The organism is Cupriavidus basilensis (assembly GCF_029335485.1).
GTDB classification, from domain to species: Bacteria; Pseudomonadota; Gammaproteobacteria; order Burkholderiales; family Burkholderiaceae; genus Cupriavidus; species Cupriavidus basilensis_E.
The window spans coordinates 11865-34829 of record NZ_JARJLM010000620.1; the positions used below are offsets into that span (position 1 = coordinate 11865).

At 65.9% G+C, this 22965-nt stretch carries 21 protein-coding genes and 1 tRNA gene; 11 read left to right on the plus strand and 11 right to left on the minus strand.

Annotated elements, in window-relative coordinates; genetic code table 11:
- Positions 1-6 precede the first annotated feature (6 nt).
- The 8 genes from fdxH to P3W85_RS38010 all read left to right on the plus strand — a co-directional run bounded on the left by fdxH (position 7) and on the right by P3W85_RS38010 (position 8357).
- On the plus strand, positions 7-960 hold the full coding sequence (gene fdxH / locus P3W85_RS37975) for a formate dehydrogenase subunit beta (protein ID WP_051078629.1): 954 nt from the start codon (positions 7-9) through the stop codon (positions 958-960).
- Positions 947-1588, plus strand: a complete 642-nt coding sequence (locus P3W85_RS37980; protein WP_017230721.1) for a formate dehydrogenase subunit gamma — start codon at positions 947-949, stop codon at positions 1586-1588. The genes fdxH and P3W85_RS37980 overlap by 14 nt, the downstream gene beginning before the upstream one ends.
- 73 nt (positions 1589-1661) lie before the next feature.
- A complete protein-coding gene (gene fdhE / locus P3W85_RS37985; protein WP_276268582.1) occupies positions 1662-2648 on the plus strand; it encodes a formate dehydrogenase accessory protein FdhE in 987 nt (328 codons plus the stop codon).
- Between the two features lie 3 nt (positions 2649-2651).
- Positions 2652-4085, plus strand: a complete 1434-nt coding sequence (selA, locus tag P3W85_RS37990) for an L-seryl-tRNA(Sec) selenium transferase (RefSeq protein WP_276268583.1) — start codon at positions 2652-2654, stop codon at positions 4083-4085.
- Entirely contained in the window at positions 4082-6031 is a 1950-nt protein-coding gene (selB, locus tag P3W85_RS37995) for a selenocysteine-specific translation elongation factor (RefSeq protein WP_276268584.1), read from the plus strand. The genes selA and selB overlap by 4 nt, the downstream gene beginning before the upstream one ends.
- A tRNA-Sec gene (locus tag P3W85_RS38000) sits at positions 6032-6127 on the plus strand. It abuts the gene before it with no gap.
- Positions 6128-6196: 69 nt separating this feature from the next.
- The gene (gene fdhD / locus P3W85_RS38005) at positions 6197-7066 is read left to right on the plus strand and encodes a formate dehydrogenase accessory sulfurtransferase FdhD (RefSeq protein WP_276268585.1); all 870 of its coding nucleotides are present in this window, start codon (positions 6197-6199) and stop codon (positions 7064-7066) included.
- Between the two features lie 160 nt (positions 7067-7226).
- The gene (locus tag P3W85_RS38010; protein ID WP_276268586.1) at positions 7227-8357 is read left to right on the plus strand and encodes a transglutaminase-like domain-containing protein; all 1131 of its coding nucleotides are present in this window, start codon (positions 7227-7229) and stop codon (positions 8355-8357) included.
- Between the two features lie 96 nt (positions 8358-8453).
- On the opposite strand, the gene P3W85_RS38015 is transcribed toward P3W85_RS38010, so the two are convergent.
- On the minus strand, positions 8454-9170 hold the full coding sequence (locus P3W85_RS38015) for a Crp/Fnr family transcriptional regulator (RefSeq protein ID WP_276268587.1): 717 nt from the start codon (positions 9168-9170) through the stop codon (positions 8454-8456).
- Between the two features lie 202 nt (positions 9171-9372).
- Here P3W85_RS38015 and P3W85_RS38020 point away from each other — a divergent pair, with 202 nt between their 5' ends.
- Positions 9373-10173, plus strand: coding sequence for a Coq4 family protein (locus tag P3W85_RS38020; RefSeq protein ID WP_276268588.1), 801 nt, complete (start codon positions 9373-9375; stop codon positions 10171-10173).
- A gap of 70 nt (positions 10174-10243) precedes the next feature.
- Here the strand turns inward: P3W85_RS38020 and P3W85_RS38025 are convergent, their stop codons facing one another.
- The 4 genes from P3W85_RS38025 to P3W85_RS38040 all read right to left on the minus strand — a co-directional run bounded on the left by P3W85_RS38025 (position 10244) and on the right by P3W85_RS38040 (position 13972).
- Positions 10244-11083 carry an SDR family NAD(P)-dependent oxidoreductase gene (locus P3W85_RS38025; protein ID WP_276268589.1) on the minus strand — a complete coding sequence of 280 codons (840 nt, stop codon included), beginning with the start codon at positions 11081-11083 and terminating at the stop codon, positions 10244-10246.
- 15 nt (positions 11084-11098) lie between these two features.
- Entirely contained in the window at positions 11099-12376 is a 1278-nt protein-coding gene (locus P3W85_RS38030; RefSeq protein ID WP_346430323.1) for an MFS transporter, read from the minus strand.
- A gap of 81 nt (positions 12377-12457) precedes the next feature.
- Positions 12458-13513 (minus strand): 3-keto-5-aminohexanoate cleavage protein, encoded by a 1056-nt coding sequence (locus tag P3W85_RS38035; RefSeq protein WP_017223876.1) that lies wholly within the window; start codon positions 13511-13513, stop codon positions 12458-12460.
- A 54-nt stretch (positions 13514-13567) separates the two neighbouring features.
- Entirely contained in the window at positions 13568-13972 is a 405-nt protein-coding gene (locus P3W85_RS38040) for a carboxymuconolactone decarboxylase family protein (protein WP_017223877.1), read from the minus strand.
- A gap of 139 nt (positions 13973-14111) precedes the next feature.
- On the opposite strand from P3W85_RS38040, the gene P3W85_RS38045 reads away from it, so the two are divergent.
- Positions 14112-15155 (plus strand): AraC family transcriptional regulator, encoded by a 1044-nt coding sequence (locus tag P3W85_RS38045; RefSeq protein WP_017223878.1) that lies wholly within the window; start codon positions 14112-14114, stop codon positions 15153-15155.
- A 75-nt stretch (positions 15156-15230) separates the two neighbouring features.
- Here P3W85_RS38045 and P3W85_RS38050 read toward each other — a convergent pair whose 3' ends face one another.
- From P3W85_RS38050 to P3W85_RS38060, 3 genes are all read right to left on the minus strand, one after another.
- On the minus strand, positions 15231-16139 hold the full coding sequence (locus tag P3W85_RS38050; protein WP_276268597.1) for a c-type cytochrome: 909 nt from the start codon (positions 16137-16139) through the stop codon (positions 15231-15233).
- On the minus strand, positions 16132-17481 hold the full coding sequence (locus tag P3W85_RS38055) for a c-type cytochrome (RefSeq protein ID WP_276268590.1): 1350 nt from the start codon (positions 17479-17481) through the stop codon (positions 16132-16134). The genes P3W85_RS38050 and P3W85_RS38055 overlap by 8 nt, the downstream gene beginning before the upstream one ends.
- A 366-nt stretch (positions 17482-17847) precedes the next feature.
- Positions 17848-18753, minus strand: coding sequence for a LysR family transcriptional regulator (locus tag P3W85_RS38060; RefSeq protein ID WP_276268591.1), 906 nt, complete (start codon positions 18751-18753; stop codon positions 17848-17850).
- Positions 18754-18859: 106 nt separating this feature from the next.
- On the opposite strand from P3W85_RS38060, the gene P3W85_RS38065 reads away from it, so the two are divergent.
- Positions 18860-20098, plus strand: coding sequence for an MFS transporter (locus P3W85_RS38065; protein WP_276268592.1), 1239 nt, complete (start codon positions 18860-18862; stop codon positions 20096-20098).
- Between the two features lie 267 nt (positions 20099-20365).
- On the opposite strand, the gene aceB is transcribed toward P3W85_RS38065, so the two are convergent.
- The 3 genes from aceB to P3W85_RS38080 form a co-directional block, all read right to left on the minus strand.
- Entirely contained in the window at positions 20366-21952 is a 1587-nt protein-coding gene (gene aceB / locus P3W85_RS38070) for a malate synthase A (RefSeq protein WP_276268593.1), read from the minus strand.
- A 43-nt stretch (positions 21953-21995) separates the two neighbouring features.
- The gene (locus P3W85_RS38075; protein WP_276268594.1) at positions 21996-22697 is read right to left on the minus strand and encodes a haloacid dehalogenase type II; all 702 of its coding nucleotides are present in this window, start codon (positions 22695-22697) and stop codon (positions 21996-21998) included.
- A partial coding sequence (locus P3W85_RS38080) for a hypothetical protein (RefSeq protein ID WP_276268595.1) occupies positions 22694-22965 on the minus strand: 272 nt, incomplete at its 5' end. The genes P3W85_RS38080 and P3W85_RS38075, both read right to left, overlap by 4 nt.

Below are 22965 nucleotides of genomic sequence, written 5' to 3' on the forward strand. Positions count from 1 at the left end.
AACGCCATGGCACTGCAATCTCTCGACATCCGCCGCCGCTCGGCCACCACCACGCCCCCGACCCAGGTGCGCACGCCGGTGACGGGCTCCGTCGCCAAGCTGATCGATACCACCAAATGCATCGGCTGCAAGGCCTGCCAGGCAGCCTGCATGGAGTGGAACGACCTGCGCGACGAGGTCGGCCACAACGCCGGTGTCTACGATAACCCCGCCGATCTCAGCGACCAGTCGTGGACGGTGATGCGTTTCAGCGAGTACGAGAACCCCAAGGGCGACCTGGAATGGCTGATCCGCAAGGACGGCTGCATGCACTGCGACGACCCCGGCTGCCTGAAGGCCTGCCCCTCGCCCGGGGCCATTGTGCAGTACACCAATGGCATCGTCGATTTCAATGAGGAGAATTGCATCGGCTGCGGCTATTGCGTGACCGGCTGCCCGTTCAATATCCCGCGCATCTCCAAGGTCGACCGCAAGGCGTACAAATGCACCCTGTGCTCGGACCGCGTCGGGGTGGGACAGGAGCCCGCCTGCGTGAAGACCTGCCCGACCGGCGCCATCGTCTTCGGCACCAAGGAAGACATGAAGCAGCACGCCGCCGAACGCATCGAGGACCTGAAGTCGCGCGGCTTCGACAAGGCGGGCCTGTATGACCCCGCCGGCGTGGGCGGCACCCACGTGATGTATGTGCTGCACCACGCGGACAATCCATCGCTCTATCACGGCCTGCCGAACGACCCGCATATCAGCCCGCTGGTCGGCCTGTGGAAGGGTCTCGCCAAGCCGCTGGCGGTGGCCGGCATCGCGCTGACCGCGCTGGCCGGATTCTTCCACTACATCCGGGTCGGCCCGAACGAGACCGGCCCCGAGGACGAGGAAGCCGCCGAAGCCGAACTGGCGCGCGAACGCGGCACCCGTCCGCCGGGCCCGCTGGGTGAGGAGGAACACCATGAAATCCGCTGACAAGCCGGGCCTGATCCAACGCTATACGGCCGCCGAGCGCACCAACCACTGGATCGTCGCCATCACCTTCGTGCTGCTGGCGCTGTCCGGCCTGGCGCTGTTCCATCCGTCGATGTTCTGGTTGAGCAACCTGTTCGGCGGCGGCACCTGGACGCGCATCCTGCATCCCTTCCTGGGTATCGTGATGTTCGTCGCCTTCACGGTGCTGGCGCTGGGCTTCTGGCGCGACAACCTGCTTGACCGCAACGACCGCGCCTGGCTGTCGAAGCTCGGCGACGTGCTGAACAACCGGGAGGAGGCACTGCCGGAAGTCGGGCGCTACAACGCCGGCCAGAAACTGCTGTTCTTCGTGATGGTGGCCTGCGTCCTATTGCTGCTGGTGACGGGCATCGTGATCTGGCGGGTCTACTTCTCCGGCTATTATTCCATCGGCGTGCTGCGCGCCGCTTCGGTGCTGCATGCCATTTGCGCCTTCGTGCTGATTTGCGGCATCATTGTCCACATCTATGCGGCGCTGTGGATCAAGGGCTCGATCCGGGCCATGACGCGCGGCACGGTCACCCACGGATGGGCCTGGAAGCACCACCGCGCCTGGTTCAGGCAGGTCTTCAGGCAAGGCAACAAGTAGCGCCGTACGGCGGCTGCCGCCCGCACCGTGCGGCGCCCACCCGTGACCGGGGACAAGGGCGTCGGGACCAGCCATGGTGCAGCGGATTCTTCAACCCCACGAAATCGAGTCGCTCGATCACGTCGCGCTGGCGCGCCTGCGCCTGCCGCTGCGCACCGAGACCTTTCTCGCGCGCGCCCAGCGCCTGAGGCAACTGGCGGGCGGCCATCCGATCGGCGCCTATCTCGAGCTGATGGCCACCCTGGCCGAGACCCAGCACGACATTGCCCAGTCCCTCGCGGTGCCCCCTCCCGACCAGGATGCCATCCGCCTGGCGCAGGCCCACCGCATGCCGCCCCTGGCTGCCGCTGGTGGCCAGGGCCAGCCCGCCTGGCGCGCGGCGCTGGCGGCGCTGCTGAACCGGCTCGAGCGCCAGGACGGCCTGCCGGAGGCAGTGGCCGCCACCCTGGCGCGGCTGGCGGCGCTGCCCCCGCAGACGCTGGAGGCGCAGGCGCAGGCGCTGCTCGCCGGACGCGCCGCCGAGGCAGACTGCGCCATCGCGCCGTTCCTGATGGCCGCGCTGCAGGTCAGCTGGACCAGCCAGGCCAGCCAGCTTGCCGAGCGGGATGTGCCGGACCTGGATGTACCAGGCGTGTGCCCGGTATGCGGCACGCTGCCGGTGGCCAGCATCGTGCGCATCGGTGGCCGCTACCAGGGCCTGCGCTACCTGCATTGCGCGCTTTGCGCCAGCGAATGGCATATGGTGCGCGTCAAATGCACCCACTGCGAATCCACCGAAGGCATTGGCTACCACATCGTCGAAGGGGTGGAAGGCGCCGGGGCGAACCAGCAGGACGCCAGCAATTGCGCGGTCAAGGCGGAATCCTGCGATCACTGCCATACCTACCGCAAAATCTGCTACATGGAGAAAGACCCGCTGGTGGAGCCTGTCGCCGACGATCTCGCCAGCCTGGCGCTCGACCTGCTGATGGGCGAGGCGGGCTATGCGCGCAGCAGTGGCAACCCCATGCTGTGGCAGGGGATGGAGGACGCGGAGCATACGGAGAACACGGAGGACTGACCCATGGCCGAGAGCGCAAGCGTCCCCGCCGGCGCGGCGGACATCCCTTCGGTCGACCGCCTGCTTAGCCTCCCCGAACTGCAGCCCCTGCTGGCCCTGCACGGGCGCACCCAGGTGACGGCGGCGCTGCGCAGGCAACTGGACCAATACCGCGCCGCCGCAATCGCTGGCAAGCTGCCGGCGCACGCGCTGGGCGGCCGCGCCCTGGCCGATGCGCTGGGCACGGCGCTGGCCACCGCCAGCCAGCCGCGCCTGCGCGCCGTATTCAACCTGACCGGCACGGTGCTGCATACCAATCTCGGCCGGGCCTTGCTGCCCGACAGCGCGGTTCGGGAAGTCGTGCAGGCGCTGACCACGCCCGCCAACCTGGAATTCGACCTGGCGACCGGCGAGCGCGGCGAGCGCGACGACCTGGTCGAAGACCTGCTGTGCGAACTGACCGGCGCCGCAGCCGCGACCGTTGTCAACAATAATGCGGCGGCGGTGCTGCTGATGCTGAATACCCTGGCCCAGCGGCGCGAAGTGGTGGTCTCGCGCGGGGAGCTGGTGGAGATCGGCGGCGCCTTCCGCATACCCGATATCATGCAGCGGGCCGGCGCCAGGCTGGTCGAGATCGGCACCACCAACCGCACCCATCCGCGCGACTACGCCGACGCCATCGGCCCGCGCACCGCGCTGCTGATGAAGGTGCATTGCAGCAACTACCAGATCACGGGCTTTACCTGCAGCGTCGGCGTGGACAAAGTGGCAGCGCTGGCGCGCCCGCATGGCCTGCCCGTGGCGGTCGACCTTGGCAGCGGCACCCTGCTCGACCTGACCCGCTGGCAGTTGCCGAGCGAAACCACGGTACGCGAGACCATCGCGGCCGGCGCCGACCTGGTGACCTTCAGCGGCGACAAACTGCTCGGCGGCCCGCAGGCGGGCCTGATCGTCGGGCGCGCCGACCTGATCCGCCGGATCAGGAAGAACCCGCTGAAGCGGGCGCTGCGCGTCGGCAAGCTGACGCTGGCCGCGCTCGAACCGGTATTGCGGCTCTACCGGTCGCCGGAGCTGCTGGCCGACAGCCTGCCCACCTTGCGCCTGCTGACCCGCCCGGCGCACAAGCTGGAAGCGCAGGCGCTGCGCCTGTGCCCGCTGCTGCAGCCTGCCCTGGGGGATGCCTACCTGGTTGCGGCCGCGCCGATGCTCAGCCAGATCGGCAGCGGTGCGCTGCCTGGCAGCCAGCTGCCGAGCCATGGCCTGACCATCGCGGTGGCCGAGGGCGGACGCAGCGCCGGCGCCGGGCGGCGGCTGCAACGGCTCGAGGCCGCCCTGCGCGCGCTGCCGCGCCCGGTCATCGGCCGGGTCGGCGAACAAGCGCTATGGCTGGACCTGCGCTGCCTGGAAGAGACGGACGAAGCCGCCTTCACCGCGCAATGGCAAGCGCTGCGCCTATGATCATCGGCACCGCCGGGCATATCGATCACGGCAAGACCACGCTGGTGCGCGCGCTGACCGGCGTGGACACCGACCGGCTCAAGGAAGAGAAAGCGCGCGGGATCTCCATCGAGCTGGGTTACGCCTACACGCCGCTCGCCAACGGCGACGTGCTGGGCTATATCGACGTGCCCGGTCACGAGCGCCTGATTCACACCATGGCGGCCGGCGCCAGCGGCATCGATCTCGCCCTGCTGGTGATCGCGGCGGACGATGGCGTGATGCCGCAAACGCGCGAGCATGTGGCGATCGTCGAGCAACTGGGCATCGCGCGCGCCGTGGTGGCCCTGACCAAGGCCGACCGCGTGGATGAAGCCCGCATCCGCCAGGTGCGCCGCGAGATCGAGGGTCTGCTGTCGGCCACGCCGTTTGCCGGCGCACCGGTGTTCGCGCTCGATGCGACCAGGCCGGACGATGCGGGCGTGGCGGCGCTGCACCGGCATCTGCATGACGTGGCGCAACAACTGCCGCCGCGCGACGCCGCCGGCCTGTTCCGGCTCGCGGTGGACCGCGTATTCACCTTGCCGGGCCACGGTACCGTCGTCACCGGCACGGTGTTCGGCGGGCAGGTCCATGCCGGCGATGTCATGCGCCTGGCGCCCTCGGGCAAGCCGGTGCGCGTGCGCAGCCTCCACGCGCAGCAGCGCCCTGCCCCCGCCGGCTCGGCGGGACAGCGGTGTGCCCTCAATCTGGCGGGCATCGACAAGGAAGCCGTCAGCCGCGGCGACTGGGTGGTCGACCCAGCGCTGGCCGTCCCGGTGAGCCGCCTCGACGTCTCGATCGCCTTGCTGTCCGACGCGGATCTTCGGCTGGCGCACTGGTCCCCCCTGCACGTCCACCTCGGGACCACGCACCGGCTGGCCAATATCGTGCTGCTCACCGCCGAGACGCTGGGGCCCGGCGGCACGGCCCTGGCGCAACTGGTATTCGGCGCGCCACTGCATGCCGTACCCGGCGATCGCTTCATCGTGCGCAATGCGCAGGCGACCCGGACGGTGGGCGGCGGCTGCGTGCTCGATCCCTTCGCGCCCGAGCGCAGGCGCCGTACGGCCGCGCGCCTGGCCTACCTGCAAGCGCTCCGGCAGATGACCGAGGGCGCCGGCCTGGCACCGCTGCTGGCGCAGGCGGCCCACGGCATCGCCGTCTCCCGCCTGGCCTGCCTGACCGGCGTCGGGCCGGATGGCTGGCGCCTGCCGGCCGATGCCATGACCCTTCCGGCGCAAGGGCATGGCGATGCCTGCGTCATCCTGGCCAGTCACTGGCAGGCGCTGCAGCGCGCGCTGCTGGATGCGCTCGCGGCATTTCATGCGCGCCTGCCGGACGAGCCCGGCCCCGATGCCGGCAGCTTGCGGCGCATCGCCTTTGCCGGCGCGCCATCCCTGCCGGATGCCGCCTGGGCGGCGCTGGTCGACACGCTGGCGGCGCATGGCGAGATCCGCCGCAATGGCGCCTGGCTGCAGTTGCCCTCGCATGCGATCACCCTCTCCGAGAACGACCTCGCGCTGGCGCAAGGCATCCTGCCGTTGCTGGCGGCGGGCGGATACGATCCGCCTTGGGTACGCGACCTGGCCGCCGCGCTGCACGTGCCGGAGGAAAGGATGCGCCTGCTGCTGCGCAAGCTGGCGCGCCAGGGCGCGCTTTACCAGGTGGTGCGCGACCTGTTCTACGACGGCGCGCGGGTGCGGGAGCTGGCCGGCCGGGTCGCCGCGCTGGTGGCACGGCACGGCAGTGTCGACGCCATCCAGTTTCGCGACGCCACCGGACTGGGGCGCAAGCGTGCCATCCAGATTTTGGAGTTCTTCGACCGCGTCGGCTACACTCGACGCGTCGGCAATGCGCGGGTATTGCGTCCCGACAGTGAATGGCAGGCAGTTCATACCACCGCCATCCAGCGTAGTACGCAGTGAGGAAGGCATGCGTATCCGGTGATGCGGCCGGGCTTCAAATCCGGTTGGGGGCGTTAGCCGTTCCCAGGTAGGTTCGACTCCTACTGCTTTCCGCCATCGTTTCGGTGGTCCGGCACTGGCGGCAGCCATCGCGGCGGACGCCTCGCCGGGCCGGCAGGGGGATCCATGCGGCCTCACATCCAGCCTGACATCCAGACAGAGCACTCCGGCGCCCAGCAGCGGCCCGTGGTGCGGCATCGGGGACAGGCACCGGCCATGGACGCCGACCGCGTGTCCGAGGAATTCCCGGTCGCGCTCGTGTTCAACGGCATCTCCCACGCGGTGATGATGGCGACGCCCTGCGATCTCGAGGAATTTGCCATCGGCTTCGCCCTGACCGAGGGGATCGTCGGCAGCGTCCACGACATCTTCGATATCGAGGCGACCATGCACGCCGCCAGCGCCGAAGTCCACCTGACCATCGGGCAGCAGGCCTTCCTGGCGCTGAAGGACAAGCGGCGCGCGCTGGCGGGCCGCACCGGTTGCGGCGTGTGCGGCATCGAAAGCCTGCAGATGCTGGACCTGACGCCGGCCCCCGTCGCCCAGCCAACCCCGCCGCTTGCGCTCGGTGCCGTGATCGCGCGCGCCGTGCGCGAACTGCCCGGGCACCAGACCTTGATGGCGGCCACCGGCGGTGTGCATGCGGCCGCGTGGTGCGGCCTCGATGGCGCCATTGTCAAAGTCTTCGAAGACGTTGGCCGGCACAATGCCCTCGACAAGCTGGTGGGCTATCTTGCGCGCCAGCGGATCGACATGACGCGCGGCTTTGTCTTCCTGTCGAGCCGCGCCAGCTACGAACTGGCGCGCAAGGCGGCACGGATGAACATCCCCCTGCTGGCGACCATCTCCGCGCCGACCTCGCTCGCCATCGACATCGCGCAGCAGGCAGGCATGATGCTGGTGAGCTTTTGCAGGCAGGATGGCTTCGTCGAATATACCGGCCTGCCTTCGCCGGCTGGCGATAGCACCGGCGCTGCCACCGGCACGACGCCATAGCGGCCCGGCTGCCGCAGCCTCGCCCGGCGCGCATGCGCTCGAACGCCGCGGTGCAGCATCCTTGCCGCCGTCTTATTGCCGGCAGGAAGCGCGGGCGCATCCTACTATGCAATTTGAATTCTGCAATCGGCCCGCCGGCCAACCGTGGGGAGGAATCAGCATGGACCGTCGTTCATTTCTACGCCTGGGAGCCGCCGCCCCGGTATGCCTCGGTGCTTCCGGCGCCGCGGTACTGGCGCGCGCGCAGACGCAAAGCGAAGATGCCCTGCTGGCGACGCAGGGCTGGCGCGTCTACGAGGTCACCACGGAACTCTCGTTGCCGCCGGCGGCCGCTCCGGCCAGCGCCTGGCTGCCGATGACCGCCGCGCGGCTTGGCGACTACCAGCGCACGCTGTCGAGCCGCTGGGAGGCAGCCGACGCGCAGGCGCGCACCGCGCTCGCGCCGGGCTATGACACGCGCATGCTGGCGCTTAGCTGGCCCGGCCCCGCCGCAGCGCAAAGCGCGGAACTGAAAGCCAAGCTAGTGGAAATGGTGGCGCTGCGCGATCGCAAGACCGATCTGGGCCTGGCGCCATCCGCACAGGCCCCGCGCGAGCCGGCCGCGACCTTGCGCGAGTACCTGGCGCCGACGCGGTTGCTGCCGACCGGCGGCATCGTCAAGACGACCGCGCAGCAGATCACGGCCGGCGCATCCGACGACATGAGCAAGGCCCGCGCGCTCTACGAATGGGTGATCGACCACACCTGCCGCGAAGCCAGCGTGCGCGGCTGCGGCGTCGGCGACGTCGCGCGCATGCTGCGCACCGGCGGCGTGATGAACGGCAAGTGCGTGGATATCAACGGCCTGTTCGTGGCGCTGGCGCGGGCATCCGGCATACCCGCCCGCGATGCCTTCGGCGTGCGCGTCGATACCTCGCTGTACGGGTTCAAGGCGCTGGGCAAGAGCGGCGACATCTCGAAGGCGCAGCATTGCCGGGCCGAGTTCTATGCGGCAGGCTACGGCTGGATCCCGGTGGACCCGGCCGATGTGCGCAAGGTCGCGCTGGAGGAAGCCCCTGGCGGCCTGCCGATGAGCGACTGGAAGGTACGTTCGGCGCGCGCCATGTTGTTCGGCGCATGGGAGATGAACTGGGTTGCCTACAACCATGGCCACGATGTCGCCCTGCCCGGCAGCGCATCGCCGCCGGTACCGTTCCTGATGTACCCGAACGGCGAGACCGTCGCCGGCACGCTCGACAGCGTCGACCCGGCAGCCTTCGGCTACCGGATCACATCGCGCCGGATGGCCTAGGCGCGCGTCGCGCCCATACGCGCTCCGGTTCCATTCCAGGAACCGGATCGCACGCCTTCGCCAGGCCACGGATCCGGACACGCGAACGCGCGAACACTAGTCTCCCGTGGCGTCGCCCGTGGCGAATGCCCGCAACTGCCCGATATCCAGGATCTCGATCGAACCTCGTGTGCGGTGCAACAGGCCCTGCGTTTCAAATTCCTTGAGAATCTGATTTACCGTCTGCCGGGATAGCGAAAGCATCAAGCCGAGTTGTTCCTGCTGCACGTGAATAACGCGTCGGGTACGGCCATTCCATTCCCCGTAGCCCCCGGCTATGGCCAACAGCCGGCGAGCCAGCCTGACCGGCGCCGGCAGCGATGCCGACGCCCCGATCGCATGGAACGTCAGCCTCAGCTTTTGCGCAAGCAAAAGCCCGAACGCCCGCCAGTGCGACGGGTTCTGCCCAAGAAACGCAAGCAGGTCATGCTGGTCCACATGCAATAGGAGGACGTCGGTTTCCGCCCAGGCATCATGGGTGCGCGGCAAGCCGTCGAACAGGGAGATCTCCCCGAACCACTGCGGCGGCTCGACAAGGGCAAGCAGGGCCTCTTTGCCATCCGCGGAAAAACTTGTCATCCGGACCGCGCCATGCACCATGAAGTAGAGGCCGTCAGGCGCATCCCCACGTCCGAAAAGCCGCGAGCCAGTGGCCAGGGTCCTGGCCTTTGCATGCTCCGCGATCCACGCTTGCAATCCGGGGGTAAGGCCTGCAAACCAGGCACTGGAGTGCAACGCGGCCCGGCGCTCGTCGGAGGAGAATAGCTTTGGCACGGCGTCGATCGTAGCCTTATGTCGGGAAGCTGACATTGTATTCGGCCATTCCCGGCAAGAATCGCATCTTGAAGGCGTCACACATAGATGAAAACCCTCGAAGAGAACAGGCCTGGCCGCAGCCTGACCGCCACCGGCAGCCGTTTCCAGCGGATCTGCCCCCGGCCATCCTGACAACCACCTCACCAACAGGAACGAGGCAATGGCTACCGAGAATTCCCCCGCGCTCTACAGGCGTGATCTTCCCACCGCATTCCGTGCCATCCGCAAGCTGCTCGCCAACGGCGACGACACCACGCAAGTGTTCCTGATCATGCGCGCCCTCAACGGCTCGGCCGCGTCGAAGAATTTCGCGCGGCTCATGAAGATCCCGGGCGGGCCCAGGCAGATCTATCGGCGTGTCGAACTCGCGGAGCGCTTCTCCGATCCGGCCTTCATCGCAAGTTTCGCGCCCGGCACGCTTGGCGCGGCCTACCGCGCGTTCCTCGAGGCAACCGGATACAGCGCTGCCGGCCTGGCCGAAGTCTCCAACCTCGATCGCGAGCCGCTGGTCGAGCATCCCTATGCCTGGTTCGGCAGGCGTACGCGCGACATTCACGACGTCTGGCACGTACTGACCGGCTACCGGGCGGACGAAACCCTGGGCGAAGCCGCGCTGGTGGCCTTCAGCTACGCGCAGACCGGAGGCCTCGGCTGGGCATTCATCGCGGTGGCTGCCTCGTTGAAGAACCTGCGCGCCACGCGCAACACCGCCTTTGCCCGCGCCGTGATCGAGGGCTATCGCAACGGACGCAAGGCGAAGTGGCTGCTGGGCGAGGATTACGAAACGCTGATGCACGAGCCGCTCGAAGCCGCCCGCGCCCGGCTCGGCATCGCCGAACCCATCGCCTACCACGCGGCATGCGCCACCAGCGAATGGCATGAACCGGCCAAGGCAGGCTTCGACGCGCGCTCCGGCTCCGGCAGCGCAAGCGCCGCTCGGCACGGGGAGGATTTCACGTAGATCCAGCAGGGAACTCCGCCATCCCGGCTTGGCGAGCGAGCCGCCTTGGACGCCTGCGCGGCATGCGTGGTCAGATCACGGCGCCGCCGTTGGGACTGATCACCTGGCCCACCAGGTAATGATCGCCGGCCAGGTAGGTCACCATCGACGCGTATTCCTCCATCGTGCCCAGGCGCCCGGCCGGGCATATCTGCCAGAACCGGTTGCGCTTTTCCTCGCCTGCGGCGTCGAAATATCTCGTGAACTCGGGCGTTGCCACACCGCCTGGCGCCATGGCGTTGACAAAGATATTGGCGCCAGCCACCTCGGCCGCAACCGACTTGGTGAAGGCAACGACCGCTCCCTTGGTGGCGCTGTAATGCGGGCTATGCGCGCTCATCGCCGACATGCCGGCAATCGACGCGATATTGACGATCTTGCCGTCGCGCTGCGGCTCCATCAGCTTGAGCGCTTCGCGCGTGCAATAGAACAGGCCGTGCACATTGACGTCCCAGTAGCGATGCCATTCCTCGTCGCTCATCTGGCTGGTGAAACCCAGCGACTGGCGCGGCACCGGCGTGGTGAGATAGGCGTAGTGCCTGTTGCGGCGCCCGGTGTCGACCGGCCGGTTCGGCACCAGCGCCGCATTGTTGACGAGGATATGCAGCGCGCCGAAGCGTTCGACGGTGGCGGCGAACATCGCGGCGACCTCACCGCTCGACGATACGTCGCAACGCAGCGCCAGGCACTGTGCGCCGGCCGCTTCCACCGCCTGGCGCGTTTGCTCCAGCGCAGGCATGTCGATGTCACAGATCACCACGTGTGCGCCCGCCTTGCCGAGGTCGATCGCGATGGCGCCACCCATGCCGCGGCCGGCGCCGGTGACCAGGGCAATGCGCCCTTCCAGATTTTGTCTTTGGTACTGCGTCATGATGGATTACCTTGATTACCTTGTCGTTTGCACGGGTTGCATGCCGATGGCCGGCCGCGCGCAGGCGGCTCGCGCGGCCAGCGCGAAGAACAGTGCCGAAGCCATCGCCAGCGCATCCGTGGTCAGCAAAACCCGCGTCAGCGGCGCAGTGGTGCCATTGGCAATCAAGTAGTCGGTCGCAGCGCCCACGGCCACCGTGCCGATGGCGATCGCGAACACATTGATGCACAGCATGGTGAAGCCAGAGACCGTCGAGCGCATCTTCTGCGGCGTCATGCCCGTAATGGCCGCGTTGGCAGGGCCGTATAGCGCCAGCGGCAGGAAGAAGCCCACGCACATGCCGATGTAGAACAGGGGGGATCCGGCAGGCGCTAGACGATAGGCGATGACAAAAGGTGCGCAGATGACGACGAGGAGCGCCATGAACGTGGCACGCCCGCCAGGCAGTTTGCGCGCTGCGCGATCGCTCAGGACGCCGCCCGCCAACGCGCCGAGCGTGCCAAATAGCAGTTGCAGCGCGCCGATGCGGGTGGCGATGCCGGCGGCATCCATGCCGCGCTCATTCACCAGCCACAGTGGCGTGAACGAGAGGCCCGCGAACGCGATGTGCGTCAGCACAAAGCCGGTAATGGTGAAGCGAAGCGCACGATGCCCCCTGACCAGGCTCAGCACGGCGAGCACTTGTTGCAGTGCCGGCGCGCCCCGTTCCTGCGGCGCGAGCTGGCCGCGCTCTTCCTTCAGCAGCGCCAGCGGCAGCGCGATCGCGACGCCGGTCACGCCCAGGGCATAGAAGGTCGTGCGCCAGCCGTGCGTGGCGCCGAAGGTGCCGGCCAGCAGGAAGCTGCAGCCGATGCCCAGCGGGATGCCCATAAAGAACAGGCCCATCGCCGTGCCGCGCCGCTTCTCGGAGAACAGCTCGGACAGCAGGCCGACCGCGGCAGGCACAAGGGCCGCTTCACCGCTGGCGACAAAGAAGCGCGCGATCGCCATCTGCTCGAAGCTCTGCGCATGGCCGGACGCCCAGGTACAGGCGCTCCAGATCAGCACGCCGGCCGCGATGATCCGCGTCCGGCTGAAGCGATCCGCGAGCGTGCCCATGAGCATCGCCATGACACCGAAGCTAAGCACCCAGACCGCACCGACCAGGAAGCCATACTGCGCATTGTTGATCGCCAGCGCCTTGATGATCTGCGGCGAGAATCCCAGCAGCATGTTGCGGTCGATATGCGCCAGCAGGTGGATCGTCAGCAAGGTTGCCAGAACGGCAGAGGGGCTTTTCTTCCAGAACATCATTTGTCTCCAGGCCGCGGGATCGTTGAGCGCGGGGGGGACGGCATACGGTACGCCGCCGTATTCCGTCCGGGTCTCGCCAGCCTACGCTACCTTGCGTACCGGCGCGCCGCGCTGCACCGGGGCACGGTTGGGCACCATGCCCAGTTGCTGCAGTGTCTCGCCGGCGGATTTCCACTGGGTGCCGATCTGGTAGATGCGGTGCGCGTCTTCGCCGGTGGCGACTTCGCGGTTGAGTTCGCGGGCAATGCGCACCATCTTCTCGATCTGTTGCACCGAGGTGGCGCGCTCGCCATCCGGTCCGAACAGCGTGTCCTCGATGCCGACACGCACGTGCAGGCCCAGCGCGATGGCCATGGTATTCATCGGGACCACGTTGCGGTTCAGCGTTTCGAGCGTGAGCACGGCGCCATCCGGCGTGCGGCGCACGAACTCGATCATGTCGGCCGGATGCAGGCCGGCCGCGCCGCCGCCGATGGCCACGTAGTTGAGGATCAGCGGGCCCGTGTAGACGCCGCGGCGGATCAGGCGCTCGACCGTTTCCAGCCCGGTCAGGTTGCCCAGCATGAAGTGCGGCTGGATGCCATGGGCGACCAGGCGCCTGATGTGCTCCACGTGCCAGGACGGATTGGACGGCACGATCATGTCGCGGTAGGCGGCCTGCAGCGCCGGGTTGGCGAGCGAGGTGCCGGCGATGTCGGCCTCGGTCATCAGCTCCATCACGTTCATCTGGCTGGTGTTGATCGCCACGGTGACCTGGTCGGGGCGCGGATCCAGTTCGGCCAGCATGTGGCGCGTGTCGTCGTTCAGCCACTTGGCTACCTCGCCTTCGTTCTCCGGTGCGAACGAAATCGAGCCGCCGACCTGGATGACCATCTTGGGCACCGCCTCACGCAGCCGGGCGAGCATCTCGTTGAACTTGGACAGGCGCTTGCTGCCCTTGCCGTCTTCCTCGCGCACATGCATGTGCAGGACCGTGGCGCCGGCGTTGTAGCAATCAACGGCCTTCTGAATCTGTTCGTCCATCGTGACCGGGATATCGTCCGAATCGCCGGCGGCCCATTGGGGGCCATAGGGCGCGACCTGGATCACGAGTTTTTCCTGGTTCTCAGGCAGCAGGGAATCGTCGAGGAAATGCATGGCTGGTTATCCTTGATGGTGTGGTCGGATCGGCTAATGGGCTCTCAGGCGCTCTCAGGCAGCCTTGACGCTGGCCGCCCTGGCCTGCTCGATGGCCGCCAGCTCCTCCAGGAGAATCGGCGCCCCGAGGCTGCTGGTATGGATGCCAAGCACACTCACCGCCTGCAGCACGGCAGCGATCTCCTCCCTGGTGGCGCCCAGTTCGAGCGCGCGGCGGATATGACGGCGCGTGCCCGGCGCGTACATGTGGGTGCAGGAGGCATCCACCGCGATGGCGAGAAACTCCAGCACCTTCGGCTCCAGCACGCCCGACATCACCGGGTGCATGCCCATCACCATGAATTTCTCGGCCCATGCCGGGTCGAGTGCCGCAAAGGCGTCCCACGCGGGATTCCAGTTGCCGGTGGCGCGCAATTGATCGCAGACCGGCGTGGCGGTGCGGTTGGTGTCGTTGCTCATGCGTTGTCTCCTTGATGCCAGGGAATCGGTAGCGCTTTTCGGTAGCGCTGCCGTGGAGGCAAGTATCGGAGATCGGCAAATTCAGGTTTGACAAAAGGCGACATTGAATTTACATTTCACGACAGCTAGGGAGATCACCATGGCCTACCTGTTACGCAGCGCCAGCCTGACCAACTACGTCGATGTGGCGCGCTCGGTCGGCCTGGATCCCTATCGGCACTTGCGTGCCGCGGGCATCGACCGGTCAGTGCTGCTGGATCCGGATATGCGGATTCCGGCCGAAGCAGTCGGGCGCCTGCTGGAGGCATCGGCACAAGCCGCCGGCGTCGAGGACTTTGGCCTGCGCATGGCCGAGACGCGCCATCTCTCCAATCTGGGGCCGCTCGGATTCGCGGTGCAGGAGGGGCCGACGCTGCGCAAGGCGCTCGACGCGATGTCGTACTACCTGCGGCTCCAGAACGAGGCGCTCTACATGCGCATGGAGGAAACCGAGGATGTCGTGGTCATCCGGCAGGACATGATCGGCGGCCATCCCGGTTCGATGCGGCAGGGGACGCAACTGGCACTGGGCGTGCTGTTCCGGATGCTGAACCTGTTCCTTGGCGCCACATGGAAGCCGCGCAGCGTCTGCTTCATGCACAATGCGCCGGCAAGTCTCGCGGTCTATCAGCGTGTATTTGGCGCAGCCATTGCGTTCAACCAGGATTTCGACGGCATTGTGTGCCTGGCATCGGATCTTGACGCCGAGATTCCGTCCTACGATCCGGTCATGGCCCGACAGGCCCGTCAATACCTCGACGCGATGCTGGCGCAGTCCAATGCCACCATGACCGACAAGGTCAGGAAGCTGGTGTTCGCGCTGCTGCCGACAGGGGGGTGTTCGGTGGAGCGGGTGGCGCAACACCTTGGCGTGGAAGCCAGGACCGTGCAACGCCGCCTCGCGGATCACGGCGAGAGCTATTCGTCGATTCTCGATACCGTGCGCGTGGACCTGGCAACGCGGTATGTGGACAGCCTTGACCGCCGGCTGTCCGAGGTCGCGACGCTGCTGGGTTTCTCATCCCTGAGTGCGTTCTCGCGGTGGTTTGGCGGGCGTTTCGGCTGTAGCGTTTCGAAGTGGCGCGGCGGCAGGCCAGACGCTCCCGTGCCCAATCGGCAGGGAGCGGGCTCCCGAGGCCATTGAGGCTTCGAAGCGCGCAGAGGTGCGCCATACGCGCTGACCGCTCCGGACCACCGATACCGACGGCTACGACTCGGTTCAGTAGCGCGCATCCTTCGGTTTCTTGCCGCTCGGCCAGTCCTTCTCCTTACCCGGAAAATCCGGGCGTGGCATATGTGTGAAGTACTCGGCGACGTCCACTGCATCCTGATCGGACAGCACATTACCCTCGCCCCAGCCACCATGCGTGTTGACGCCCATCGGCATATTGTTGCGGATAAAAGCGGCCGCCTTGTAGGTGCGTGCCAGTCCCGCCCCGATATTGAAGGATTCGTCACCCCACAACGGCGGGAACACGATATTGCCCGCTCGATCCTTCCTGCCCTCGCCATTGAGGCCGTGGCAGGAAGCGCATTGAGCAGCGTACAGGTTCTTGCCGCGCACCGGATCGCCAACCAGCTTGGTATCGATGGGCCAGGCGTTTTCGATCTGGACCCTGGCGCCATGCGGCACCGCCTGGGCCAGCCATTTCATGTAGGCAATGATCGCTTTCATCTCGGATGAGGTCTTGTTCAAGGGCTTGCCGTTCATCGAACGCATGAAGCAACCGTTGATGCGGTCCTCCAGTGTCACTACGCGATCGGCACGCGCGCTGAACTGGGGAAAAGAATTGACGGTATTGATATACGGCGCGCCCAGCGGCTTCTTGCCCTGTTGCACATGACAGCTGTTGCAATTCATACTTGCGCCCGTGTATTGCGGCAGCAGGCGCCGCGTCTCGTTCAGCAGGCGCTTGCCATGGTTGATCTCGTCCGCATTGGGCTCCCTGGCGATCAAGGTATCCGACGGAATCGTATAGTTCGGCAGACGATTGCCATCCTTGTCCAGCACCGGGAAGGTCTTGACGTTGTCTGCAACCGGGATGTCAGGCGCTGCCGTGGCGGCCATCGTGCTTCCAGTTGCAATCAAAACAGCCAGGACTGCTGCGATCTTGAATTTTCTACTCATGCTTACCTCCCGCCTCGATGTTCGGCTTCTTTTTCGCCAGAAAGGCACGGGTGCGCGCGACGTCGCCCTCTCCTATGGGAGGTGCCTGATTGACCCAGGCAGTGCGGATGAAATTGATCACGTCGGTGATGTCCTGATTGCTCAGGTGATTAAAACCGGGCATCGCGAAAGCCATGGCGTCATGACTGTTGGATGGCATCTTGCCGCCTTCCAGGGTGATCTGGATGATGGACTGGGGGTGTTGCGCGAACACCGCGGAATTGTTCGCCAACGCCGGAAACAAACGCGGTACGCCCTGGCCATCGGCGCGGTGGCAGGTCACGCACTGCTCCATGTAGATCACCGCCCCACGCGAATCGTAGCGGCCGTCGAGTAGCGCGGCAGTGGTGGTGTCCGTTCTCGGCGGGAACGTGTCTAGCTTGCCTTTCACGGCAGGTAGCTGCTTCACATAGGCCGCGATGCTGGCGATATCCTCATCCGTGAAATGACGCGTACTGTGCTCGACCACATCAGCCATGGCGCCAAATGCCGCCACCTTGTCCGTACGGCCCGTCTTCAAGAACATCGCGATATCTGCTGCGCTCCAGGATTGCAGGCCCTGGGCTTCGCCGCGCAGGCTCTTCGCTCGCCAGCCATCGATCACCGCGCCGGACAGGAAGGCATCGCCATCCGCCAAGGACAGCGCCTTTTCCTGGTAGGCCAGGCCACGCGGCGTATGGCAGGCCCCGCAATGGCCGGGGCCCTCTACCAGGTAGGCACCCCGCACAAGCTTCTCGCTGGCGCCGGCGGGAGCGACGAACTCCCGCCTGGACGTGAATACCAGCTGCCACCACGCCATCGGCCAGCGCATGTTCAGCGGCCAGGGAATGGTCGAGTCGGCACTGGGCTTGCCATGTGGCTCCACATCGGACATGAAGTAGGCATATAGCGCCTGGATATCGGCGTCGGGCATGATCGCGTAGGACGGATAGGGCATCGCCGGATAAAGCGGCGTGCCATCCTTGCGTATGCCGTGCTGCACCGCATTCTTGAAATCGGCATAGCTATAGTTGCCGATGCCCGCCTGCTTGTCGGGCGTGATGTTCGACGAATAGATCGTGCCCACGGGCGTCTGCATCGCCAGGCCGCCCGCAAAGGGCTTGCCGTTGGGCACTGTGTGGCACGCCACGCAATCGGCGGTACGCGCAATATATGCGCCGGCTTTGGCCAGGCGCGAGTCATTGATATCGACAGATGCCGCCACATCAACCTGGCGGCTGGCGGTGAGTACCCGCGCACCGCCGATGGCCAGGACGGCAAGCACTCCCATCCCTGCCGCTATTTTGATCCCGAACTTCCTCATACAGGCTCTCCTCAATCACTGGCAAGTTTGCATGCCGGGGATTCATGCAACTTATCCAGCACATGAGGTCAGCTTATCGATATCCGGCAATAATCAATATAAGCAAATAACCAAAAATCATATCAATCGATGGCTTTTTGATCAGGCGCAAACAGCCTGCGGCGCAGCCGGGCGCATGCGCCACGGCGATTCCGCGCGCGATATGGCTCGAAGGGTTCGGTTGCGGCAAGCACCCGATGGAATCTGGCGATATGAACTCTAATGCGGCGAGACGGGCTCCACGTCGACCCAGCGTTGCTGGCCTTATCTTCCCGTGCCACGTGGGACGGCATAGACGCAGGCCACATCCCCTCCCCCGGAGCATCGTCATCGGATCCGCAGAGACACCCCGAGCATTTCCAGAACAGCATGCACCTTCGGCAGCAACTGGCGGCTGCGGGGCCAGACCAGGTGCAATGGCAGCCCATCGGTGGCCAGGTGCGGCAGGACTTCGACCAGCGCGCCGCTGCGCAACTCGTCCTGGACCAGCCACGTGGCCAGTTGCGCGATGCCCCAGCCGGCTGCGACCGCACTGACCTGCGCCTCGCCGCTACCCACGACGAGACGGCCTTGCACCGTTCGCCGTTCAGGCTGCCCGGCCTCATCGGCGAACAGCCAGGGGGCGGTGCTGCCGTCGGCTTTGCCGTAAACGACGCAGGCATGCTGTGTAAAGTCCCCGGATTGCGGCATGCCCGCGCGCTCAAGATAGGCTGGCGACGCGCAAAAGATCAGGCGCTCGGTACCCAGGTGGCGATGCCCCAGCGCAGCAGGCCAGGCATCGGGGCCGCCGATGCGTACGGCCACGTCGATGCCTTCGTCCACCAGATCGACAAAGCGATCCGTGAAGGAAATATGTGGCCGCAACCCCGGATGCTGCTCGGCGAACCGCAGCAGAAGCGGCAGTACCTGGAGGCGCCCGAAGGAAGCCGGCAGATCGACCCGTAACCGGCCTGCCGGCTCCGCATTCTGTGCCGCCAGCACTGTCTCCGCCTCTTCCAGGTCGGCAAGCACCCGGATGCAGGTGCGATAGAACGCTGCACCGGCCTCGGTCAGTACCACGCTGCGCGTGGTGCGTTCGAACAGCCGGCTGCCCAGGCGCGCCTCCAGTCGGGCCACGCTCTTGCTGATGGCGGAGACCGTCAGGTTGAGCCGTTCGGCGGCAACAGTGAAGCTGCCTGCGTCGGCGGTGTAGACGAACGTGTCGATGCCCTTGAGCCGCTCGGAGGGAGTCATTTCTCTCTGATTATTGACTTGAATTCAATATTTCATTGAAATAATACCAAAACAAGGAATTTCAGTCTCAAATAGCATACGGACTCCCGCCTTTACGGAATCCGACATGCCGCCTCTCGAAACCGCGCCCGCCCACATCACCCTGCCCGCCTCGGCTGCCGCCGGCAACGGCCTGCCGAGCGTCATCCTGGCGCTGGCGGCCTTTGTCATCGTCACCACGGAATTCCTGATTGTCGGCCTGCTGCCGGTGCTGGCACGAGACCTCGGCATCCCGGTCCCGGCCGCGGGGCAACTGATCACGCTGTTCGCCTTTACCGTGATGCTGTTCGGGCCGGTACTGACCGCGTTGCTGTCGCACGTCGAGCGCAAGCGCCTGTTCATTGCGATCATGCTGATCTTCGCCGCTTCGAATGCGCTGGCTGCGCTGTCGCCGAATATCTGGGTGCTTGCCCTTGCCCGCTTCATCCCTGCGCTGGCGCTGCCGGTGTTCTGGGGCACCGCGAGTGAAACGTCGGCGCAACTGGCTGGCCCCGCGCGCGCCGGGCGTGCCGTGTCGCAGGTCTACTTCGGCATTTCCGCCGCCATGTTGTTCGGCATTCCACTGGGAACGCTGGCCTCGGGTGTCGTCGGCTGGCGCGGTGCGTTCTGGGGGCTTGCGGCGCTATCGCTGCTGATGGCGCTGCTGCAGTGGGTCTTCATGCCCGCGCTCGCGGGTTCGGAGCGGGTCAGGCTGGCCGCACAGACCCGCATCCTCAAGGATTTCCGCTTCGTCGCCAATGTGGCGCTGTCCGTGGCGGTGTTTACGGCCATGTTCACTGCCTATACCTATCTGGCGGACACGCTGGAACGCATCGCCGGCATCCCCGCGCCGCAGGTGGGCTGGTGGTTGATGGGCTTCGGGGCCATCGGGCTGTTCGGCAACTGGCTGGGCGGACACTTCGTGGATCGCAGTCCGCTGGGCGCGACGGTCGCCGGCACCGTGCTGCTGGGTATCGGCATGGCGGCCAGCGTACCGGCATCGGGATCCCACGGCCTGCTGGCGATCGTCCTCCTGGTCTGGGGCATTGCCTACACCGCCCTGTTCCCGGTCTGCCAGGTGCGGGTCATGCAGGCCGCGCCGCAAGCACAGGCGCTGGCCGGCACGCTCAACGTCTGCGCGGCGAACGCCGGCATCGGGCTGGGTGCCATGATCGGCGGCCTGGGCATCGGGCATTGGGGCCTGGGCTATGTCGGATATATCGCGGCGGGCATGGCGGCGCTGGCCGTCCTGCTGGCCCTGGCAATGGCGAGCCTCGCGGAGATGTCCCGGCGGGGCCGTGCACATCGCCGAACAGACATGGAGTGAGTCTTGCCGGACGGCAGCGCAGCACCAGCATCTGCGGCAGGAAGGACCATCGATTTCCTGGGTTCAGGGCGCCGTGGCTCTGACCTCGGCCAGGCAGCATCATGGAGATTTCCGGGATCCTGGGGAAACTCACTGTGGCGGACCTCAGCGCAGACCGGCAAACCTTGGTGCCGGAGCCAGCGGCAATAAAAAACCCGCAGCACAAACCAGGCTGCGGGTCTTTGTCTTTCAATACCGAGGCAAAGCCTCAGCCAGGCAACCGCCTGCTCAGATTTCCTCGTACAGCGGCAGCGTCAGGAATTCCGCGAAGTCTTCCGACGTGGACATCTGTTCGAAGATCTCGCCGGCGCGGTCGTAGGTCTTGGTGTCGCCACCGACGAACTCCTTGACCTTGGCCAGTTCTTCCGGGATCAGCGCGCGCACCATCTCGGCGGTCACCTTGCGGCCGTCTTCCAGCTTGCCCTTGGGCGAACGGATCCACTGCCACACCTGCGAGCGCGAGATTTCAGCGGTGGCGGCGTCTTCCATCAGGTTGTGGATGGGCACGCAGCCATTGCCGGCCAGCCAGGAACCGAGGTAGTGGATGCCGACGTTGATGTTCATGCGCAGGCCGGCTTCGGTGATCGGGGTTTCCGGCTGGAAGTCCAGCAGGTCCTTGGCCGTCACGCTGACGTCGTCACGCTGCTTGCCGAACTGGTTGGGCGCGTCGCCCAGCACCGCCACGAATTCCTTCATGGCCGGCTCGACCAGGCCCGGGTGGGCCACCCAGCCGCCGTCGTAGCCGTCGGTGGCATCGCGCTTCTTGTCGTTGATGATGCCCTGCATGGCGATGGCGTTCTTCTCCGGATCGTTCTTGATCGGGATCAGTGCGCTCATGCCGCCGATGGCGGGCGCGCCGCGCTTGTGGCAGGTCTTGAGCAGCAGCAGCGCGTACGAGCGCATGAACGGCGAGGTCATGGTGACCTTGGCGCGATCGGCCAGGCAGAAGTTCTTGTCGACCTTGAACTTCTTGATGCACGAGAAGATGTAATCCCAGCGGCCGGCGTTCAGGCCGGCGCTGTGCTCGCGCAGCTCATACAGGATTTCCTCCATCTCGAAGGCGGCCAGGATCGTCTCGATCAGCACGGTTGCCTTGACGGTGCCTTGCGGCAGGCCGATTTCGTTCTGGGCCATGACGAAGACGTCGTTCCACAGACGGGCTTCGAGGTGGCTTTCCATCTTCGGCAGGTAGAAGAAGGGGCCGGCGCCGCGCGCGATCTGTTCCTTGGCGTTATGGAACAGGAACAGCGCGAAGTCGAAGATGCCGCCGGAGACGCGCTGGCCGTCGATGGTGACGTGCTTCTCGTCCAGGTGCCAGCCGCGCGGGCGCACCTGCAGCGTGGCGATCTTGTCGTTCAGCTTGTAGTGCTTGCCGTTGGAATCCAGCGTGAGCGTGCGGCGCACGGCGGCCTTGAGGTTGACCTGGCCCTGCAACTGGTTGTGCCAGTTGGGGGTGTTGGAGTCCTCGAAGTCGGTCATGTAGCTGTCGGCGCCCGAGTTGAACGCGTTGATGACCATCTTGGCTTCGACCGGGCCGGTGATTTCCACGCGGCGGCAATGCAGTGCCGGCGGCACCGGCGCGACCTTCCAGTCGCCTTCGCGCACGCTCTTGGTTTGCGGCAGGAAATCGGGCAGTTCGCCGGCGTCCAGGCGCTTGGTGCGCTCGACGCGGGCAGCCAGCAGTTCCTGGCGACGCGGCTCGAAGGCGCGGTGCAGTTTGTCCACCAGGGCCAGGGCCGCCGGCGTGAGGATATCTTCGTAGGCCGGCAGGATTTCGCCGGTAATCTTCATGCCCGCAGGCAGCGTGATGGCCATCAGTGTTCTCCTGTGATCGATGGTTTGATAAAGGTGCCCGCCGTCACACCGCCGCACCGCGGGTGCGGGCGAATTCGAGCAGGTCGTTCATGTCGTGCCCGGTGCCGGAAGGACTCACATCGAGCCGCTCCGCCGGATGACCGGCACGATTGATCCAGAACGTGGTGTAGCCGTACCAGGTGGCCCCGCAAGCATCCCAGCCATTGGACGAGACGAAGAGGATTTCCCCGGCCGCCACCCCGAAAGCCTTTGGGCCCAGCGCATACGCGTCGGGGGCGGTCTTGTACATGCGCACCGCGTCCACGGACAGCACATGGTCGAACAGCCCGTGCATGCCGGCGCTCTTGACCGAGATATCCAGCATCTCCGGGTTGCCGTTCGACAGAATGCCCAGCGGCAGACCGGCAGCGCGCAGACGCTTGAGCGCCCCGAGGTTCTCCGGGAAGGCCGACAGGCAAGCGTATTCCTTGAGCAACTGCGCCTCCGCGGCGGGGTCCAGCACCAGTTGCAGGCGTTCCGCGGCATAGCGCAGCGCATCCACCGTGATCGCCCAGAACGGCTTGTAATATGCGCCGTCAGGGGCAGCCAGGGAGCGGATGCGGGTGTAGTCGATCTGCCGCTCGCGCCACAGCAGGGCCAGCGGCTCGCCCTTGCCCGGGAACAATTGTTCCGCGCGCGCGGTGACCGAATACACGTCGAACAGCGTGCCGTAGGCATCGAAGACGACTGCGCGGATCTTGTTCATGAGCTAGACGCTTTCCCCTGGCCAACCTGGCAGTCCCGTGCGCTGCGTGGGCCTGTACACCAATGAATGCATAGCATTGTAGGGAGACGTTGCAGTGCGGCAAAGTCGGTCAGGGTCACTTGATCTTTTACTTTTACCCCACTAATCTTTGCTAACGCCGTAAAGAATAGGCACCAAATCCACCCCATTACCGTGTTCGCCCTGTTATTTGGGTTGCATGCGGCATAAAACCGGCCTGCTTCGTGGATCATTTCAAACAATTGGAGAC

What these genes read in the sequence shown, in the direction of transcription:
- fdhE (WP_276268582.1), top strand. Translation starts at nt 1,662, where the DNA reads ATGGTGCAGCGGATTCTTCAACCCCACGAAATCGAGTCGCTCGATCAC.
- P3W85_RS38045 (WP_017223878.1), top strand. Translation starts at nt 14,112, where the DNA reads ATGGCCTACCTGTTACGCAGCGCCAGCCTGACCAACTACGTCGATGTG.
- P3W85_RS38075 (WP_276268594.1), bottom strand. Translation starts at nt 22,697, where the DNA reads ATGAACAAGATCCGCGCAGTCGTCTTCGATGCCTACGGCACGCTGTTC.
- P3W85_RS38050 (WP_276268597.1), bottom strand. Translation starts at nt 16,139, where the DNA reads ATGAGTAGAAAATTCAAGATCGCAGCAGTCCTGGCTGTTTTGATTGCA.
- P3W85_RS38035 (WP_017223876.1), bottom strand. Translation starts at nt 13,513, where the DNA reads ATGCATTTCCTCGACGATTCCCTGCTGCCTGAGAACCAGGAAAAACTC.
- selA (WP_276268583.1), top strand. Translation starts at nt 2,652, where the DNA reads ATGGCCGAGAGCGCAAGCGTCCCCGCCGGCGCGGCGGACATCCCTTCG.
- P3W85_RS38025 (WP_276268589.1), bottom strand. Translation starts at nt 11,083, where the DNA reads ATGACGCAGTACCAAAGACAAAATCTGGAAGGGCGCATTGCCCTGGTC.
- P3W85_RS38055 (WP_276268590.1), bottom strand. Translation starts at nt 17,481, where the DNA reads ATGAGGAAGTTCGGGATCAAAATAGCGGCAGGGATGGGAGTGCTTGCC.
- P3W85_RS38060 (WP_276268591.1), bottom strand. Translation starts at nt 18,753, where the DNA reads ATGACTCCCTCCGAGCGGCTCAAGGGCATCGACACGTTCGTCTACACC.
- P3W85_RS38030 (WP_346430323.1), bottom strand. Translation starts at nt 12,376, where the DNA reads ATGATGTTCTGGAAGAAAAGCCCCTCTGCCGTTCTGGCAACCTTGCTG.
- P3W85_RS38010 (WP_276268586.1), top strand. Translation starts at nt 7,227, where the DNA reads ATGGACCGTCGTTCATTTCTACGCCTGGGAGCCGCCGCCCCGGTATGC.
- aceB (WP_276268593.1), bottom strand. Translation starts at nt 21,952, where the DNA reads ATGGCCATCACGCTGCCTGCGGGCATGAAGATTACCGGCGAAATCCTG.
- P3W85_RS38065 (WP_276268592.1), top strand. Translation starts at nt 18,860, where the DNA reads ATGCCGCCTCTCGAAACCGCGCCCGCCCACATCACCCTGCCCGCCTCG.
- fdxH (WP_051078629.1), top strand. Translation starts at nt 7, where the DNA reads ATGGCACTGCAATCTCTCGACATCCGCCGCCGCTCGGCCACCACCACG.
- P3W85_RS38040 (WP_017223877.1), bottom strand. Translation starts at nt 13,972, where the DNA reads ATGAGCAACGACACCAACCGCACCGCCACGCCGGTCTGCGATCAATTG.
- selB (WP_276268584.1), top strand. Translation starts at nt 4,082, where the DNA reads ATGATCATCGGCACCGCCGGGCATATCGATCACGGCAAGACCACGCTG.
- fdhD (WP_276268585.1), top strand. Translation starts at nt 6,197, where the DNA reads ATGCGGCCTCACATCCAGCCTGACATCCAGACAGAGCACTCCGGCGCC.
- P3W85_RS38020 (WP_276268588.1), top strand. Translation starts at nt 9,373, where the DNA reads ATGGCTACCGAGAATTCCCCCGCGCTCTACAGGCGTGATCTTCCCACC.
- P3W85_RS37980 (WP_017230721.1), top strand. Translation starts at nt 947, where the DNA reads ATGAAATCCGCTGACAAGCCGGGCCTGATCCAACGCTATACGGCCGCC.